Source organism: Streptomyces thermolilacinus SPC6 (assembly GCF_000478605.2).
GTDB lineage: Bacteria > Actinomycetota > Actinomycetes > Streptomycetales > Streptomycetaceae > Streptomyces > Streptomyces thermolilacinus.
This window is the reverse complement of sequence record NZ_ASHX02000001.1, coordinates 5586161-5603537: the sequence shown is the minus strand read 5'-3', so window position 1 is coordinate 5603537 and position 17377 is coordinate 5586161. Positions and strand designations below refer to the sequence as shown.

Below are 17377 nucleotides of genomic sequence, written 5' to 3'. Positions count from 1 at the left end.
ACTCCCCAGGAGGAGCCGACCGTGCTGTCATCCCCCCGTGTGAGAGCCTCGCTGCTCGCATCCGGCGCCGCCGTCGCCGGACTGCTGCTCAGCTCGCTCTCCGGCGGCGTCTCGTACGCCTCCGACCACGAGAACTGCCGCCCCGACGGCCTGTACAAGACGCCCGGCGTCGATGTCCCCTACTGCTCCGTGTACGACGCCGAGGGCCGCGAGAAGATGGGCGCCGACCACCAGCGCCGCGTCATCGGCTACTTCACCGGCTGGCGCACCGGTAAGGACGGCACGCCCGCCTACCTGGCCTCGAACATCCCGTGGGACAAGATCACCCACATCAACTACGCCTTCGCCCACGTCGGCGCGGGCAACAAGATCTCCGTCGGCACCGACGGCCCCAACAACCCCGCGACGGGCATGACCTGGCCGGGCGTGCCTGGCGCCGAGATGGACCCGGCCCTCCCCTACAAGGGCCACTTCAACCTGCTCAACAAGTTCAAGAAGCAGCACCCGGACGTCAAGACGCTGATCTCGGTGGGCGGCTGGGCTGAGACGGGCGGCTACTTCGACGACAGCGGCAAGCGCGTGGCGTCCGGCGGCTTCTACTCGATGGCCACCAACGCGGACGGCTCCGTCAACCACGCGGGCATCAACACGTTCGCCGACTCGGCGGTCGACTTCATCAAAAAGTACGGCTTCAACGGCGTCGACATCGACTACGAGTACGCGACGACCATGAAGGACGCGGGCAACCCGCTCGACTGGCCGATCGCCAACGCCCGTCGCGCCGGCCTCGTCGAGGGCTACTCGGTGCTGATGAAGACCCTGCGCGAGAAGCTCGACCGGGCCGGTGCCGCCGACGGCAAGCACTACCTGCTGACGGTCGCCGCCCCCTCGTCGGGCTACCTGCTGCGCGGCATGGAGACGTACCAGCAGCAGAAGTACCTCGACTACGTCAACATCATGTCGTACGACCTGCACGGCGCCTGGAACGAGTACGTCGGGCCGAACGCCTCGCTGTTCGACGACGGCAAGGACGCCGAGCTGGCCGCGGCGAACGTGTACGGCAGTCAGCAGTACGGCGGCATCGGCTACCTCAACACCGACTGGGCGTACCACTACTTCCGCGGCTCCATGCCCGCCGGGCGCATCAACATCGGCCTGCCGTACTACACGCGCGGCTTCAAGAACGTGCAGGGCGGCACCGACGGCCTGTGGGGCAGGGCGGCCGCGGCCACCTGTCCGGCGGGCTCCGGCCTGACCAAGTGCGGTGACGGCGCGGTCGGCATCGACAACCTGTGGCACGACAAGGACGACAACGGCAAGGAGTCCCCGGCGGGCTCCAACCCGATGTGGCACGCCAAGAACCTGGAGAAGGGCGTCGTCGGCGACTACCTCACCAAGTACGGCTTCCCCGCCGGCACCAAGCTGACCGGCACCTACGCCCGCAAGTACGACTCGACGCTGGTCGCGCCGTGGCTGTGGAACGCCGAGAAGAAGGTCTTCCTGTCCACGGAGGACGAGCAGTCGGTGGCCCGCAAGGCCGACTACGTGGTCGACAAGGGCATCGGCGGCACGATGGTCTGGGAGCTGGCGGGCGACTACGCCTGGAACGCCGCGAAGGGCCAGTACGAGCCCGGCTCGACGCTGACGTCGCTGATGTACGACAAGTTCAAGGCGGCCACCCCGTACGGCGCGAAGGTGTCGAACAAGGCGCTGCCCGCCAAGGCCGTCAACATCGACGTGAAGTTCGGCGAGTTCAAGCTCGGCGACTCCAACTACCCGATCACGCCCAAGGTCAAGATCACCAACAACACGAAGACGACGCTCCCGGGCGGCACGGAGTTCCAGTTCGACTACGCCACCTCCGCACCCGGCAACGCCTCGGACCAGTCCGGCTTCGGCACGAAGGTGATCAGCAGCGACCACACGGGCAGCAACGTGGGCGGGCTGAAGGGCGACTTCCACCGCGTCTCGCTGAAGCTGCCCGCGTGGCAGACCCTCGCGCCGGGCGCCTCGGTGGACCTGTCGTTCAACTACTACCTGCCGGTCTCGACCCCGTCGAACTGGACGGTGAACATCGCGGGCACGACGTACGCGCTCGCCGGTGACCTCGCCCGCGGCACCACCGTCGTGGAGCCCGGTACGGGCACGGGACCGTCGCCCGACCCGACGGGCCCCACGCCGACCCCGACCCCGGGCGCCTGCACCTCCCCGGCGTGGGACGCCACGGCGGCGTACGGCGGCGGCACCACCGTCTCCCACAAGTCCCACCACTGGAAGGCGAAGTGGTGGACGAAGGGCGAGGAGCCGGGCACGACCGGCGAGTGGGGCGTCTGGCAGGACCTGGGCGCCTGCTGACACGCACGGCCGGGGCGGTTGACGCCTGACGGTCCGGGCACAAGGACGGAGACCCGGTGGCGGTGAGATATGGCCCTTGCCCGCCACCGGGTCTCCTCATGCCGCGTGGCAGGCTGTCACCGTGAGCGTCACGACCAGGACCGCCGAAGAGTTCGAGAGCCACCGCCCGCGCATGTTCGGCCTCGCGTACCGGATGCTCGGCTCCGCCGCCGAGGCCGAGGACGTGGTGCAGGACGCCTACCTGCGGTGGAGCGGCACCGACCGGGACCACATCGACCGGCCGGGCGCCTGGCTGGCGAAGGTGGTCACCAACCTGTGCCTGAACCGGCTCACCTCGGCCCGCGCCCGCCGCGAGCAGTACCCCGGCCCCTGGCTGCCCGAGCCGGTCGTCACCGAGGACGCCGCGCTGGGCCCGCTGGAGTCGGCCGAGCGGCGCGACGCCGTGTCGATGGCGCTGCTCGTGCTGCTGGAGCGGCTGACACCGACCGAGCGGGCCGTGTACGTGCTGCGCGAGGCGTTCGCGTACAGCCACCGCGAGATCGCCGGGGTGCTGGACATCAGCGAGGCCAACAGCCGCCAGCTGCACCGCAGGGCCGCCGCGCGGGTGGCCTCGGCCGAGACCCGCTTCACCGAGCGCGACGAGCGGCGCCACCGGGAGCTGGTCGAGTCGTTCGTCGCCGCCGCGCGCGAGGGGAACCTGGCCGCCCTGGAGAGGACGCTCGCCGCCGACGTCGTGTGGGTCAGCGACGGCGGTGGCGTCGTGTCGGCGGCCCGGCGGCCGATCGAGGGCCGGGACAAGGTGGTGCGGTTCCTGGGCGGCCTGCTGAAGGGCGACGTGAACGCGCTGCGCATGGAGTGGAGGGAGCTCAACGGCGCCCCCGCGCTGCTGGGCTGGTCGGGTTCCACGCTCGCCGCCGTCGCGTCGTTCGTGGTGCGCGACGGGGCCATCGCGACCGTGCACAACATCCTCAATCCGCAGAAGCTCGCCTTCCTGGAGCGTCGCCTGTCACATTCCGGGGGACCCGCCGGTTCTCAGCGGTGACGGACAACCGGCGAGGAAGGGCGGCAGGGCCATGGGCACGATCGTGGTGACGGGCGGTACGGGGACACTGGGGCGGCACGTCACCGAACGGCTGCGCGGGACGGGGCACGAGGTGCGGGTGGTGAGCCGCCACTCCACGCCGTACGCCGTGGACCTGCGCGACGGCAAGGGCCTGGACGCGGCGCTGGAGGGGGCCGCGACGGTGGTGCACTGCGCCAGCACGCCGACCGGCGGCGACGAGCGGGCCGCGCGCCTCCTGATCGACGCGGCGGGGCGGGCCGGGGTGACCCATCTGGCGTACATCTCCATCGTGGGCGTGGACCGGGTACCGCTCGGCTACTACCGGACGAAGCTGGCCGTGGAGCGCCTGGTCGAGCGGTCGGGCCTGGGCTGGACGATCCTGCGGACCACGCAGTTCCACGACCTGGTGGTGCGCCTGCTGGAGGGCTCGGCCCGGCTGCCCGTCCTGCCCGTCCCCGCGGGCGTCCCCGACCAGCCGGTCGAGGTGCGGGAGGTGGCGGAGCGCCTCGCGGAGCTGGCCGTCGCCGGGCCTGCGGGACGCGTACCGGACATGGGCGGGCCCGAGGTGCGGACGCTGGAGGACCTGGCGCGGGCGTACCTGCGGGCGGCAGGGCGGCGGCGCCGGGTCGTGCCCGTGCCGCTGGCGGGCGGGACGTACCGGGCGTTCCGCGCGGGCGGGCACCTGACGCCGGAGCGGGCGGGGGGCGTGGGCACGTTCGAGGAGCACCTGGAGCGGCACTTCGCGCGCGGGGCGGGAGTGTAGGGGGCGCTGCGCCGGGGGCGGGGGGGTCGGGCGCCGGGTGCGGAGGGTCAGGCGTCGGGTACGGGGGGGGTGGCGGGGGCGGCGGCGCGTTTCGCCCGGACGGGCGTGGTCATCCGCCGCGTGGCTGCGGCCCGCGTGGCCGCCGGTCCGCGTGGCCGCCGGTCCGCGTGGCCGCCGGTCCGCGTGGCCGCCGGCCCGTACGGCGTCAGCGGGGCGCGGGCGGGGCGCCGAAGAGGGCGTCCTGGGCGGCGTCGCGGGCGGTGAGGAGCGCCCCGCGCAGGACCGCCGCGCCGCCCAGCGCGGTCGCCCGGACCTCGGTGCGCAGCGGCGACAGGGGGGGGAGCCGCTCCTCGACGCGGGCGGCCAGGGCGGGGCCTCCCGCGTGGCCCAGTTCGCCGCCCAGCACGACGCAGCCCGGGTCCAGTACGGCGCTGACGGCGGCCGCCCCGAGGGCCACGCGCTCGGCGAGCGCGTCCAGGAAGGCGTCGGCGGCACGCGCGAGCCCCGCTTCCGCCCCGGCCCCCGCCCCGTACGCGCCCAGCCGGTCCAGGGCCGCCCGTACCGCCGAGGCCCCGGCCGGTTCGCCCTCCGTGTCGCTGCCCCGGGCCTCGATGCCGTACTCCGCCGCCAGCGCCCGCACGGCCGCCGAACCGGCCAGGGAGTGGAAGCCGCCCGAGCAGTCCCCGGCCGACGGCAGCGCGCCCGTACCCGGCACGGGCAGGAAGCCGATCTCCCCCGCGCCGCCCGACGCGCCCCGCCGCACGGCGCCCTCCAGGACGAGGGCCGCGCCGACCCCGTGGCCGAGCCACAGCAGGACGAACGTGTCGCGGTCGCGCGCCGCGCCCTCGCGCAGCTCCGCCACCGCCGCGAGGTTGGTCTCGTTCTCCACCAGGACGGTGGCGGGCGTCCGCTCGCGCAGGACGGTGACCAGCCTGCGGTGCCAGGCCGGCAGGCCCGCCGAGTCGCGCAGGGCGCCCGTGGCCGGGTCGATCAGGCCGGGCGCGCCGATGCCGACCGTGTGGAGCCGGGTCGCGCCCGCCCCTCGTACCGTGCGTTCCAGCAGGGTGGCGGCCCGTTCGACGGCGGGGCCCGTGTCCATGTCGCCGCCGATGGGGGCGGCCGCCTCCGCGAGCGGGGCGCCCAGCAGGTCGGTGACGGTGACGGTCACACCCCGGAGCCGTACGTCGAGCGCGGCCAGGTGCGCCCGGTCGGCGACGATCCCGTACAGCTTGGCGTTCGGGCCGCGCCGCTCGGCGCCGGACTCCCCCACGACCCGGACGAGGCCCGCGCCCCGGAGCCGCTCGACCAGGTCGGCGACCGTGGGCCGGGACAGGCCGGTCAGCTCCTTCAGCCGGCTCGCCGTCAGGGGCCCCTCCTCCTGGAGCAGTCGCAGGGCGAGCCGGTCGTTGATGGCCCGGGCGGTGCTGGGGGACGCGGGGGCGGAGGGCATGCCGTGATCCTTTCAGATCTTACTTTCAGGCAGGGTTCCTGATAATTTACCGGCGGCAGGCGCCCGGTGGACCCCGAGCGCGTCGCGATATCCGGACCGGGGAGGACTGGGCCTGTGCAGTACGGCTTGGAGAGGGTGAGGCGGGCGCGGTACGCCGTGGCCGCCGTGTTCTGTGTGCACGGCGCGGTCACCGGCAGTTTCGCCACCCGCATCCCGTGGATCCAGGAGCACGCCGGGGTGAGCCCCGGTCAGCTGGGGCTCGCGCTCGCGTTCCCCGCGCTCGGCGCGTCGCTGGCGATGCCGCTCGCGGCGGCGGTCAGCCACCGCCTGGGGGCGCGTACGGCGCTGCGCGCGCTGCTCGCCCTGTGGACACTGTCGCTGGTCCTGCCCTCGCTGGCGCCGAACATCTACGGGCTGTGCGGCGCGCTGTTCGTGTACGGGGCGACGGCCGGGATGTCCGACGTGGCGATGAACGCGCTGGGCGTCGAGGTGGAGAACCGGCTCGACCGCTCCATCATGTCCAGCCTGCACGGCATGTGGAGCGTGGGCGCCCTGATCGGCTCGGCCGCCGGCACGCTCGCCGCGCACCTGGGCAGCGACGCGCGCCTCCACCATCTGCTGGCGGCCGCCGTCCTCACGGTGCTGGGCCTGGTCTTCTGCCAGGGCGTACTGGACCTGCGCAGCGCGCCGGACGAGGAGCCGCCGCCGCGGTTCGCGCTGCCGCCGCGCTCGGCGCTGGTCATCGGGGCGATCGGCTTCTGCGGGGTCTTCGCGGAGGGCGCGAGCCTCGACTGGTCGGCGGTGTACCTGAAGGACGTGCTGGGCTCGTCGCCGGGCGCCGCGGCGGCCTCCACGACGGCGTTCGCACTGACGATGGCGGTGGCGCGGCTTGTCGGCGACCGGGTCGTGGACCGGTTCGGCGCGGTCCGTACGGTACGGGCGGGGGGCCTCGCCGCGACGGCGGGCGGCGTACTGGTGGTGTTCGCGCCGCACCCGCCGGCCGCGATGGCCGGATTCGGCCTCATGGGTCTGGGCGTGGCCGTCGTCGTGCCGCTGGCCTTCGCGGCGGCGGCGCGCAGCGGGCCGAACCCGAGCCAGGCCATCGCCGGGGTGGCCACGATCACGTACACGTCCGGGCTGATCGCCCCGTCGCTGATCGGCGGCCTGGCCGACGTGACGTCGCTGACCGCGTCGTTCGGGGTGGTCACGGTGCTGGCGTTCGGCCTGGTGGCCGGGGCCGGCGTGCTGGCCCCGGGCCGCCGGAGCGGTACGGGCGGCAAGGCGGGCGCGGTGGCGGGAAGCAGCCGGGGCGCCTGAGCCGAGGGCGGGCGGTGGGGGCTGGCCGGGCCCGCCGGGTGACCGGGCGCCGGTTCCGGAGGACGGCCCGGTCCCTTGGCCGACCGCCCCGCCGGGGGCCTCACCCCCCCCCGACGGCCCCGCCGGGAGTGGGGCAAGCCCCCGAACGGGCGGCTCCGGGCCCGCACCCCCTCCCCCGTACCATGGCGTTCGATCATTTCCGGCCGATCGCCCACCCGCGCGGCCACCCCTCCGCCCCCGCCCCTCCGGGCGGCGAGGCCGACAGAACGGGAGCCACCCACCCATGAACCTCGGCGTGCGCTGGACCTTGCACGGCGACGGGCGGACCCCCGCTCCCGGAGCCGTGGTGCGCCCGGACGAGCGGCTGTCGTGGCCGCGTACGGCCGGGCTCGGCGCCCAGCACGTGGTGGCCATGTTCGGCGCGTCCTTCGTGGCGCCCGTGCTCATGGGCCTCGACCCGAACCTGGCGATCATGATGTCGGGCGTCGCGACGATGATCTTCCTCCTCGCGACGCGCGGCCGGGTGCCCAGCTACCTGGGGTGCTCGCTGTCGTTCGTGGGCGTCGCGGCGGCGATCCGGGCGTCCGGAGGCGACAGCTCCACGGTCACGGGCGCGATCCTCGTCGTGGGCCTCGCCCTGCTCCTCGCGGGTCTGGCGGTGCGGCGGTTCGGCGCGCGGATCATCCACGCGGCGATGCCGCCCATCGTGACGGGCGCGGTCGTGATGCTGATCGGCTTCAACCTGGCGCCGGTGACCGCGTCCACGTACTGGCCGCAGGACCAGTGGACCGCGCTGCTGGTGATGCTGTTCACCGGTCTGGCCGTGGTCTGCCTGCGCGGCTTCTGGTCGCGGGTGGCGATCTTCCTGGGCCTGGTCTTCGGGTACGCCCTGTCGTGGGTCCTCGACCTGGCCTTCGGCAAGATCCACTCGCCGGTCGGCGGGGCCGAGGCGGTCGACCACTGGCGGCTGGACCTGTCGGGCGTCGCCAAGGCCGACTGGATCGGCCTGCCGTCGTTCCACGCGCCGAGCTTCGAGTGGTCGGCGATCCTGGTCGCCCTGCCGGTCGTGATCGCCCTGATCGCGGAGAACGCGGGCCATGTGAAGGCCGTCGGCGAGATGACCGGCGACCCGCTGGACGACCAGCTCGGCACGGCCATCGCCGCCGACGGCGCCGCGTCGATGCTGTCCACGGCGGTGGGCGGCCCGCCGAACACGACGTACTCCGAGAACATCGGCGTCATGGCCGCCACCCGCGTCTACTCGACGGCCGCCTACTGGGCCGCCGCCTGCTTCGCGCTGCTGTTCGGCCTGTGCCCCAAGTTCGGCGCCGTCGTCGCGGCGATCCCGGGCGGTGTCCTCGGCGGTATCACGGTCATCCTCTACGGCATGATCGGCCTGCTCGGCGCGCAGATCTGGATCAACGCCAAGGTGGACCTGCGCAACCCGCTCAATCTGGTCCCGGCGGCCGCGGGCATCATCATCGGCGTCGGCGGCGTCAGCCTGAAGATCACCGACACGTTCGAGCTGGGCGGCATCGCGCTCGGCACCCTCGTGGTCATCACCGGCTACCACACCCTGCGCGCCTTCGCCCCGGCCCATCTGAAGACCCAGGAGCCCCTCCTGGACGCGGGTACGTCGAGCTACGACGACGAACCGGCCGACACCCCGAAGTTCTGACGGCTCCCCCGCTCTCCCCGGACGGGGAACGCCCCGGGCCCGGACCTCCTGGTGAGGTCCGGGCCCGGGGCGTTTCCCCAGGAGCCGGGGGGCCGGGGCGGAAGTGAACGGAGCCGGCCGGGGCGTGGTGCGCACGCCCCGGCCGGCTCCCGTCGTGGTGCCGCCGGGTCAGTCCTCCGGCAGTTCGACCGGGGCGATCTCGTCATAGACGTCGCCCGGGCCCGGGTTGGACGGGTCGGTCTCGCCGCCCAGGTGGTTCATGACGCCCCACACGGCGTTCAGCGCGGTCTGCACGGCGCCCTCCGCCCAGCCGGCCGTCCACGAGATGTCGTCGCCCGCGAGGAAGATGCCGCGCTTGTCCTCGGGGAGGCGGTCCTGCATGAAGTGGGTGTAGAGGCGGCGCTGGTAGCGGTAGTGGCCCGGCAGGTTGGCCTTGAAGGCGCCCATGAAGTAGGGCTCGTTCTCCCAGGAGACCGTCACCGGGTTGCCGATGATGTGCTTCCGGATGTCCACCTTCGGGTAGATCTCGCCGAGCGACTTCAGCATGACCTCCATCCGCTCGTTCGCGGACAGCGGCAGCCACTTCAGGCTGTCGTCGCACCAGGTGTACGAGAGGCAGATGACGGCCGGCTTGTCCGGTCCGTTGTCCAGCAGGTACGTGCCGCGGGTCATCCGGTCGGTGAGCGTCATCGACATGACGTCACGGCCGGTCTCCTCGTCCTTGTCCAGCCAGAACGGCCGGTCCACCGGCACGAACAGCTTCGAGGACTCCATGTAGTGGGTGCGCTCGATCGCCGTCCAGTGGTCGATCGGGAAGAGCGAGTCATCGCAGTCGATCTTCGAAAGGAGCATCCACGACTGGGCGGTGAAGATCGCCGCGCGGTAGGTGCGGATGTCGCCGTTCGCGTCGGTGACAGTGATCCGGTTGCCGCTGGTGCGGTTCAGCCGGGTCACGGCCGGCTTGGGCTCGCCGCCGTGCAGCGACTTCAGCGAGGTGCCGAGCGGCCAGTGGACGATCTTCTCGGGCTCGCGCTCCCACAGCCGCAGCGGGAGCTGCTGGCTGCCGCCCACGATGCCGCGGTGGAAGTCGTCGGCCTCGGTGTAGACGACGCGGAGGATCTCCAGGATGGAGTTGGGGAAGTCGGTGTCCCAGCCGCCGGTGCCGAAGCCGACCTGCCCGAAGATCTCGCGGTGGCGGAAGGACTTGAACGCCTCGGACTCGCAGAGGAAGCCGTAGAACGTCTGGTTGTCGAGCTTCTCGACCAGCTTCGCCCAGATCTCGCGGATGCGCGGCACGTCGCGCTCGCGCATGGCGCGGTTCATGTCGGAGAAGTCCGCGCCCTCCTCCAGGCACTTGTTCCACGCCTCGGCGACGTCCCGGTACACCTGCGGCAGGTCGTCGATCGTCTCCGCGTAGTGCGTCTCGCCCTTGAGGTCCACGACGGTGGACGGGGTGGACTCGGCGAGCGGGTTCGGGAACGGCCTGGTCTCCAGGCCGACCAGGTCGATGTAGTACTGGAGGGCCGTGGACGACGGCGGGAAGCGCATCGCGCCCAGCTCGCAGTTGAGCTCCGGGTCGCAGCCGTCGAAGCCGACGGTGCGCAGCCGGCCGCCGAGCTGGTCGGCCTCGTACACGACGGGCTTGAGGCCCATCTTCATCAGCTCGTACGCGGCGACGACGCCGGACAGGCCGCCGCCGATGACGGCGACCTCGGTGCCGTGCTCGGTGGCGGGTATCTGGCCGAGGCCGGCCGGGTGGGCCAGGAAGTCGTCGTACGCGTACGGGAAGTCCGGACCGAACATGGTGATCGGCGGCTGGGCGTCGGTGTGCTGGACGGCGGTGGGCACCGTGGACGTCATGGGGTGCGGACTCCTTGCGCGGGTGGAGATGAGGGGGGTGCTGGGCGGCGGAGGCCCGCTCCAGCGCGGGTCAGGGGGTACGGGGCGGGTCAGACGAGCCCGGTGTAGAGGGCGGGGCGGCGGTCCCGGAGGTACGGGTTCTCGTCGCGCGACCGCCGCAGCAGCTCGGGGTCGGCGTCGCCGGTGACGAGCTCCTCGCCGCGGCCGGCGCGGGCCCGGGGGGTGCCGTCGGGCCCCGCGAGCGCGGACAGGCCGACGAACTCGAAGTCGCCCTCGGGTCCGGTCCGGTTGGCGTACGCGATGTACAGCTGGTTCTCGAAGGCGCGGACCGGTACGACCGACTCGGCGACGATCTCCGCCGGGTGCATCAGCGCGGTCGGTACGAGGAGGAGGTCCGTACCGGCCAGGGCGTGCGCCCGGACGTTCTCCGGGAACTCCACGTCGTAGCAGATCATCAGCCCGACCCGGACGCCGCCGACCTCGGCCTGCACGACCGGCTGGTCACCGGGGGTGAACCAGTCCTGCTCGAAGCCGCCGTACAGATGGGTCTTGCGGTAGTTCGCCAGGAGCGTGCCGTCGGCGCCGACGAGCCGCGCGGAGTTGTACACCGCGTCCCCGTCGCGCTCCGGGTAGCCGTAGGCGATCGCCAGGCCGTGGCGTACGGCGATGGCGGCGGCCTCGCGGGCGGCAGGGCCGTCGGCGGGCTCGGCGAGCCGGGCGATGTCCGCGCCGATCGCGTACCCGGTGAGGAACAGCTCGGGGGCGACCAGCAACCCCGCACCGGAGGCGGCCGCGCGGGCGGCGGCCTCTTCGAGGATCTTGAGATTGGCGGCCACGTCACCGAGCTGTCCGGAGCTCTGGAGCAGGGCGGTGCGCAGCGGCGGCATGGGCAGACCTCGTCGGGGTGCGGAAGACAGGAGGGAGATGCAAAAAAGGTACGGTCCGGACTTCTCCCCGGACAAGGCGTGACCGTTGCGGACCGACCGTCGAAGCGTTGCGCGCTTGCGGGGGCCGGCGGCGATTCGTTGCGCGCCGCTGCGACCGGGGGTGGAGGGGCGCCCCGCCGCGCGGCGGAGGCGGGACGCGACCGTGGCGCGATGTGCGGGGGCGGCCGTCCCGGAAGAGTGGTCGGCGTCCGGTCAGCGGGACCGGGAGGGGAAGGAACGACCACCATGGAACGTCGTACGAAGATCACCGCACTCGCCGCCGCGCTGCTCCTCAGCGCCGGGGCGGCGGGCTCGGCGGGGGCTGCGGGCTCGGCGGCCGGGGAGCCTCGGGTGGCTGCCGAGGCCACGGCCCCGAAGAAGGCCGCCGTCAGGGAGACCGCCGTCAAGGAGGCCGCCGTCAAGGAGGCCGCCGCGCTCACCGGGACGGCCAGGCTGTACCGGCCCGGCCATGACATCGGCTTCACCTTCGACGCCCACCTGGCCGTGAAGGACCGGATGAACCCGGCGGCGGCGACCGGCACGTTCCGGCTGCGGCACGTCTTCCCGGACGGCTCGTCGGGCTGGGCCCGGGCCCGGGTGGACTGCCTGATCACCGGGGGCAAGGTGGCCGTGGTGACCGGTGTCGTGGAGGAGAGCGACCGGTGGCCGCGGGGACGGCGGGTCGGGATCACCGTCCACGACACCGGCCGCCACGACCGGCTCGGCTACAGCTGGGCGACGCAGGACCCGCAGCGGGCGGACGTGCCGCTGTGCACCAGCTCGGCACCCTTCGAGAAGGTGGACGGCCGGACCGGCGACTTCCGCGTCGTACCGTGGCAGCCCGTCCACGAGTGACCCTGCGCCGAGACCCCGGGCCCGGCGGAGACCGTCGCGCGGCTCAGGCGGGTGAGCCGGAGGAGAACCGCCTCAGCAGCGGCGACAGCACCAGCACCGACTTGGTGCGCTCCACGAACGGCTCACCCGCGATGCGTTCCAGTACGCGCTCGAAGTGGCGCATGTCGGACGCGAAGACCTGCACGATCGCGTCCGCCTCCCCCGTCACGGTGGAGGCGGACGCGATCTCCGGGTACCGCTCGAGACCGCGCTGGATGGTCTCGGGCGAGGTGTTGCCCCGTGCGTAGATCTCGATGAACCCCTCGGTCTCCCAGCCGAGCGCCGCCGGGTCCACCCGTACGGTGAAGCCGGTGATGGCGCCCTCGGCCCTGAGCCGGTCCACGCGCCGCTTCACGGCCGGCGCGGACAGTCCGACCAGCGAGCCGATGTCGGCGTAGCTGCGCCGGGCGTCTTCGGCGAGGGCGTGGACGATGCGTTCGTCGAGATCGTTCAGTCGCACGGGGGGTGGATCACTTCTCTGCTGTGGCCAGACGGGAGCGGCGCATGCCGTACAGGAAGTAGAACACGAGGCCCGCGGCCATCCAGAGTCCGAAGACGACCCAGGTGACCATGTCGAGGCTGTACATGCTGTAGCCGCAGAACAGGAAGCCGAGGATCGGGAACAGCGGACCGAACGGCACCTTGAAGCTGCGCTCCAGCTCCGGGCGCTTGACGCGCAGGACGACGACCGCGACGTTGACCAGCGCGAACGCGAAGAGCGTACCGATGCTGGTGGCGTTGACCAGCTCGCCGAGCGGGACGGCCGCGGCGAGGACGCCGCAGAACAGCGAGACGAGCAGGGTGTTGTTGCGGGGCGTGCCGCTCTTCGGCTCCACCTTGGCGAAGACCTTCGGCACGAGGCCGTCGCGGGACATCGCGAAGAGGATGCGCGTCTGGCCGTAGAGCACGGTGAGGACGACGCTGGCGATGGAGATGACCGCGCCGGCGGCGAGGAGCGTGCCCCAGAAGCTCTGGCCGGTCACATCGTTCATGATCGCGGCGAGCGTGGCCTCGGAGCCCTCGAACTTCTTCCAGTCCCAGGCGCCGACGGCGACGGCGGCGACGAGGACGTACAGGGCGGTGACGATGACCAGCGACAGCATGATCGCGCGGGGCAGGTCACGCTTGGGGTTCTCGGCCTCCTCACCGGCCGTGGACGCGGCGTCGAAGCCGATGTACGAGAAGAAGAGGATCGCTCCGGCGGCGCCGACGCTGGACACGCCGAGCGGCATGAAGTCGGAGTAGTTGCCCGACGAGAAGCCCAGGAAGCCGATGGCGCAGAAGAGGACCAGCGCGGCGATCTTCACCACGACCATGATCGTGTTGGCGCGCGCGGACTCCTTGGCGCCGCCCAGCAGGAAGAGCATCGCGAGGACGACGACGATCAGCGCGGGCAGGTTGAATATGCCGCCCTCACCGGGGGGCGCGGAGAGCGCGTCGGGGAGGGTGACGCCGATGGTGCCGTTGAGCAGCTCGTTGAGGTAGTCGCCCCAGCCGACGGCCACGGCGGCCACGGAGACGCCGTACTCCAGGAGCAGACACCAGCCGCAGACCCAGGCGACGAGTTCGCCCATCGTTGCGTACGCGTACGAGTACGAGGAGCCCGCGACCGGGATCGTACCGGCCAGCTCCGCGTAGGAGAGCGCCGAGAACAGCGCCGTCAGGCCCGCGAAGACGAACGCGAGGGTGACGGCAGGCCCCGCCAGGGGAACGGCCTCGCCGAGGACGACGAAGATGCCGGTGCCCAGCGTGGCACCGATGCTGATCATGGTCAGCTGCCACATGGACAGCGAGCGGCGGAGCGAGCCGCCCTCACCCTGACCACCCTCCGCGACCAGGTCTTCCACCGGCTTGCGACGGGCGAGGGCGGAGAGCGCGGAGGGTCCGGCGGTCTTCGGGGCAGAGGGCTCGGTGGCCGGTGGGGCTGCGCCTTGATCGAGCACTGCGGGGGCTCCTTCATCGCTGCGGTCGGGGGTACGGCGGTGACCGGCGGCGGCGAGCGGGCAGCGAGAGGCCCACAGAAGAACCCACGGGGGAGGGGTGACCGCCGAGCCGGCGGTCACCGCCACTCCAGGTACGGGCCCTGAGCCTACGGGGAGAAGTTCGCATTCCGAAATGCAGTGTTGTTGCGCACCGGCGGATGATCATTGCGCACTTCGAGCCCGCACGGGGAAACATTGCGCGCTGCCGCATGAATCGACACATTGGGGCATTCGGCGGGGGAAAGAGCCATGGCGGGCACAGAGGGTGCGCGAGGGTGCCGAAGGGGCATCGGACACGGCGTGGGACGGGGGCCGGATGGAGCGGGCGGGCGGCGACGAGTGGCAGGACCCGGAGCCCTTCCTGCGCGGGGTGGCGTGGTGGGACGGGCGGCGGCCGGTGCGGGCCGATCCGTCGGTGGTGGGCGTGCTGCCGTGGGAGCTGGTGGAGCGGGCTTCGCTGCCGGTCGGCGTACGGCTGGAGCTGACCGCGTCGCCGGGGACGCGCGCCGTGGAGGTCCGCTACCGGGCGCGGGTGCCGGGACCGGACGGCGCCGGGCCGCCCGTACCGGCGCACTGCTTCGGGCTGTGGCGCGACGGGCGGTGTGCCGGGGAGGCGTACCGAGCGCCGACCGCCGAGGAGGCGACGGTGGCGCTGACGCTGCCACCCTCCGCGCCGCCGGGCGCGGTGTTCACGGTGTACCTGCCGGAGGTGTCGGCACCGGTGGTGCTGGGCCTGCGCGGGGTGGGCGGCGCGGTGGCCCCGGCGCCACGCCGCCCACGCTGGCTCGTGTACGGGGACTCGATCACCGAGGGCTGGTGGGCGACGCGCCCCGCGCACGCCTGGCCCGCCGTCGCCGGACGCGCGCTCGGCCTGGACCCGGTGAACCTCGGCTACGCGGGCACGGGGCGCGGCGAGCTGCCCGTCGCCCGGCAACTGGCCGGTCTGGACGCCTCGTTGATCACGCTCGCGTTCGGCACGAACTGCTGGGGCCCGGTCCCGACGGCCCCGCCCGCCCTGTACGAGCTGACGCGCGCCTTCGTCGCCACGGTCCGCGACGGCCACCCCGACACGCCGCTGCTGGTCGTGTCGCCGCTGCGCCGCCCGGACGCGGAGGACGCGCCGAACGGCCTGGGCGCCACGCTGGCGGAGCTGCGGGCGGCGATGGAGGAGGCCGTACGGGATCTGCGCGCGGCGGGCGACACACGACTGGCCCTGCTGCCCGGCCGCCCGCTGCTGCGCCCGGAGCACCTCTGGGACGGCCTGCACCCCAACGACACGGGCCACGCGCGCCTCGGGGCGGCGGTGGCGGACGCCGTACGCGTGCTGGGGCTGCCGCAGCCGTAGGGGACGTACGGCAGCCGCCCGACACCCTGGGGACGGGCGCCGTACGCCGTCCGGGCGACAGGGCGGGTCCCCGCGGGGCGCGGCGGGCGTCGGCGGTAGTGAAGTGGGGGGTGAGCGGGTACGCGAGGCGGGGAAGGAGGCGACCGTGCTTGTACTGGACTCACGTACCGTCGACAGCGCCGAGGTCAGGGAGAGCGTGACCGGCTTCGTCGCCGATCGCTGCCCCTGGGCCGACCTGAACGCCGTACGCCTGGTCGTGACCGAGCTGCTGGCGAACGTCCTGCACCACACCGGGGGCGAGTGGCGCCTGCGCCTGCGCGCCCAGGAACAGCGGCTGACGCTGGAGGTGGACGACGCGAGTCCCGCCCTGCCGACGGCGCGGCAGCCCGACTTCGCGGGCGGCGGAGGCTTCGGCTGGCGGCTGGTGGAGCAGCTGGCCGACCGGGTGGACGTGTCCCCGGGGCCGTCGGGCAAGACCGTGCGGGCGGAGTGGTGGATGCCCGCCGACCGCCACCGGGAGGCACGGTCCCAGGAGCGGCCGGCCCGGAGCGCGGTGCGCGCCGGTGCGACGGGGTCCGGGCCGTACACGGAGCCGGGGCCGCGACTTGTGGACCATGCCGGGTAGGACTGCTCGTCCCGCCCCGGCATGGTCCACAGGGCGTGCTCCGGGCGTCCGTCCGCGACCCTTCTGCCGTCCCGGGCGCGGCTCCCCGCTCCCGGCTCACCGATCCGGATCCAGCAGCTCCGGCTCCAGGCGAGCTACCGCCGTGTCCGGCTGGGCCTCCCGCAACGTCCGGGCCGACCCGGGTCAGGTCACCGGTCGCCGTCAGCCGTCGGTCCCGGGTCAGCTCTCGCTGAGCATTCCCTCGCGCATCCGCTTCGTCATCCGGGCGAGGAGCCGGGAGACGTGCATCTGCGACACACCGAGCCGTTCCCCGATCTCCGCCTGGGTCATCTCCTCGGCGAACCGCATCCGCAGGATCGCCTTGTCCCGGTCGTCCAACTGCTCCACGAGCGGCTTGAGCGCCTGGATGTTCTCGGTGAGCTGCATGTCGCGGTCCTCCTCGCCGATGAGGTCCGCGAGGGTCGCCGACGCGGGCTCCCCCGACTCGTCGAGCGGCATGTCCAGCGACGCTGCCGTGTACCCGTTGGCCGCCACCAGGCCCTCGATCACCTCGTCCTCGCCGATGCCGAGGTGCGCGGCCAGCTCCGCCGCCGTCGGGGACCGGTCCAGCTCCTGGAAGAGTTCGTCGGTGGCGCGGGCGATGTCGATGCGCAGCTCCTGGAGCCGCCGCGGCACGTGCACGGACCAGCTCGTGTCCCGGAAGAAGCGCTTGATCTCGCCGATCACGCAGGGCATGGCGAAGGTCGCGAACTCGACCTCGCGGCTCAGCTCGAACCGGTCGATGGCCTTGATCAGCCCGATGGTGCCGACCTGGACGATGTCCTCCATCTGGTCGGAGCGGCTGCGGAAGCGGGTGGCCGCGTACTTGACCAGGGAAAGGTTCAGTTCGATCAGCGTGTTGCGGACGTACTGGTACTCCTCGGTCCCCTCTTCCAGGACCGCGAGGCGCGCGAAGAACTGCTTCGAGAGCTCCTTGGCGTCCTGGGGTGCGACCTCGGTGGGGTCGGGGACCCGCGGCAGTGGGGTCGCGGGTGCCGTCGTCTCCGTCGGGGTCGTGGTCGCCGTGGACACGTTGCCCTCCCTTCGTCTCGACATTGCCGAGGCGCGTATACCCCCGGT

14 protein-coding genes are annotated in these 17377 nt (G+C 72.9%); 8 read left to right on the top strand and 6 right to left on the bottom strand.

Translation table 11 applies throughout. The features are described from left to right. Positions 1–24 precede the first annotated feature (24 nt). The 3 genes from J116_RS24365 to J116_RS24355 all read left to right on the top strand — a co-directional run bounded on the left by J116_RS24365 (position 25) and on the right by J116_RS24355 (position 4181). Positions 25–2355 (top strand): chitinase C-terminal domain-containing protein, encoded by a 2331-nt coding sequence (locus J116_RS24365; RefSeq protein WP_028964461.1) that lies wholly within the window; start codon positions 25–27, stop codon positions 2353–2355. A 121-nt stretch (positions 2356–2476) separates the two neighbouring features. Continuing rightward, entirely contained in the window at positions 2477–3397 is a 921-nt protein-coding gene (locus J116_RS24360) for an RNA polymerase sigma-70 factor (protein ID WP_023589687.1), read from the top strand. A gap of 31 nt (positions 3398–3428) precedes the next feature. Next, a complete protein-coding gene (locus J116_RS24355) occupies positions 3429–4181 on the top strand; it encodes an SDR family oxidoreductase (RefSeq protein WP_023589686.1) in 753 nt (250 codons plus the stop codon). A gap of 205 nt (positions 4182–4386) precedes the next feature. Here J116_RS24355 and J116_RS24350 read toward each other — a convergent pair whose 3' ends face one another. Then, positions 4387–5631, bottom strand: coding sequence for an ROK family transcriptional regulator (locus J116_RS24350; protein ID WP_023589685.1), 1245 nt, complete (start codon positions 5629–5631; stop codon positions 4387–4389). Positions 5632–5745: 114 nt separating this feature from the next. Between J116_RS24350 and J116_RS24345 the strand changes: the two genes are divergently transcribed. Together J116_RS24345 and J116_RS24340 are read left to right on the top strand one after the other, a co-directional pair. Then, positions 5746–6948, top strand: a complete 1203-nt coding sequence (locus J116_RS24345; RefSeq protein ID WP_023589684.1) for an MFS transporter — start codon at positions 5746–5748, stop codon at positions 6946–6948. 283 nt (positions 6949–7231) lie between these two features. Then, on the top strand, positions 7232–8626 hold the full coding sequence (locus J116_RS24340; protein ID WP_023589683.1) for a uracil-xanthine permease family protein: 1395 nt from the start codon (positions 7232–7234) through the stop codon (positions 8624–8626). A 168-nt stretch (positions 8627–8794) separates the two neighbouring features. Here the strand turns inward: J116_RS24340 and J116_RS24335 are convergent, their stop codons facing one another. Continuing rightward, positions 8795–10486: a flavin monoamine oxidase family protein gene (locus J116_RS24335; RefSeq protein ID WP_023589682.1), complete on the bottom strand. Its 1692-nt coding sequence runs from the start codon at positions 10484–10486 to the stop codon at positions 8795–8797. An 89-nt stretch (positions 10487–10575) separates the two neighbouring features. Further along, the gene (locus J116_RS24330; protein WP_023589681.1) at positions 10576–11373 is read right to left on the bottom strand and encodes a carbon-nitrogen hydrolase family protein; all 798 of its coding nucleotides are present in this window, start codon (positions 11371–11373) and stop codon (positions 10576–10578) included. 285 nt (positions 11374–11658) lie between these two features. Between J116_RS24330 and J116_RS24325 the strand changes: the two genes are divergently transcribed. Further along, the gene (locus J116_RS24325; RefSeq protein WP_023589680.1) at positions 11659–12267 is read left to right on the top strand and encodes a hypothetical protein; all 609 of its coding nucleotides are present in this window, start codon (positions 11659–11661) and stop codon (positions 12265–12267) included. Between the two features lie 43 nt (positions 12268–12310). On the opposite strand, the gene J116_RS24320 is transcribed toward J116_RS24325, so the two are convergent. Together J116_RS24320 and J116_RS24315 are read right to left on the bottom strand one after the other, a co-directional pair. Next, positions 12311–12766, bottom strand: coding sequence for an Lrp/AsnC family transcriptional regulator (locus J116_RS24320; RefSeq protein WP_023589679.1), 456 nt, complete (start codon positions 12764–12766; stop codon positions 12311–12313). 10 nt (positions 12767–12776) lie between these two features. Beyond that, a complete protein-coding gene (locus J116_RS24315; RefSeq protein WP_023589678.1) occupies positions 12777–14249 on the bottom strand; it encodes an amino acid permease in 1473 nt (490 codons plus the stop codon). A 355-nt stretch (positions 14250–14604) separates the two neighbouring features. On the opposite strand from J116_RS24315, the gene J116_RS24310 reads away from it, so the two are divergent. Both J116_RS24310 and J116_RS24305 read left to right on the top strand, forming a co-directional pair. Next, positions 14605–15633, top strand: coding sequence for a GDSL-type esterase/lipase family protein (locus J116_RS24310; RefSeq protein ID WP_023589677.1), 1029 nt, complete (start codon positions 14605–14607; stop codon positions 15631–15633). A 145-nt stretch (positions 15634–15778) separates the two neighbouring features. Beyond that, entirely contained in the window at positions 15779–16258 is a 480-nt protein-coding gene (locus tag J116_RS24305; protein ID WP_023589676.1) for an ATP-binding protein, read from the top strand. Between the two features lie 219 nt (positions 16259–16477). On the opposite strand, the gene J116_RS24300 is transcribed toward J116_RS24305, so the two are convergent. After that, a complete protein-coding gene (locus J116_RS24300; protein WP_023589675.1) occupies positions 16478–17329 on the bottom strand; it encodes an RNA polymerase sigma factor SigF in 852 nt (283 codons plus the stop codon). Positions 17330–17377: the final 48 nt, after the last annotated feature.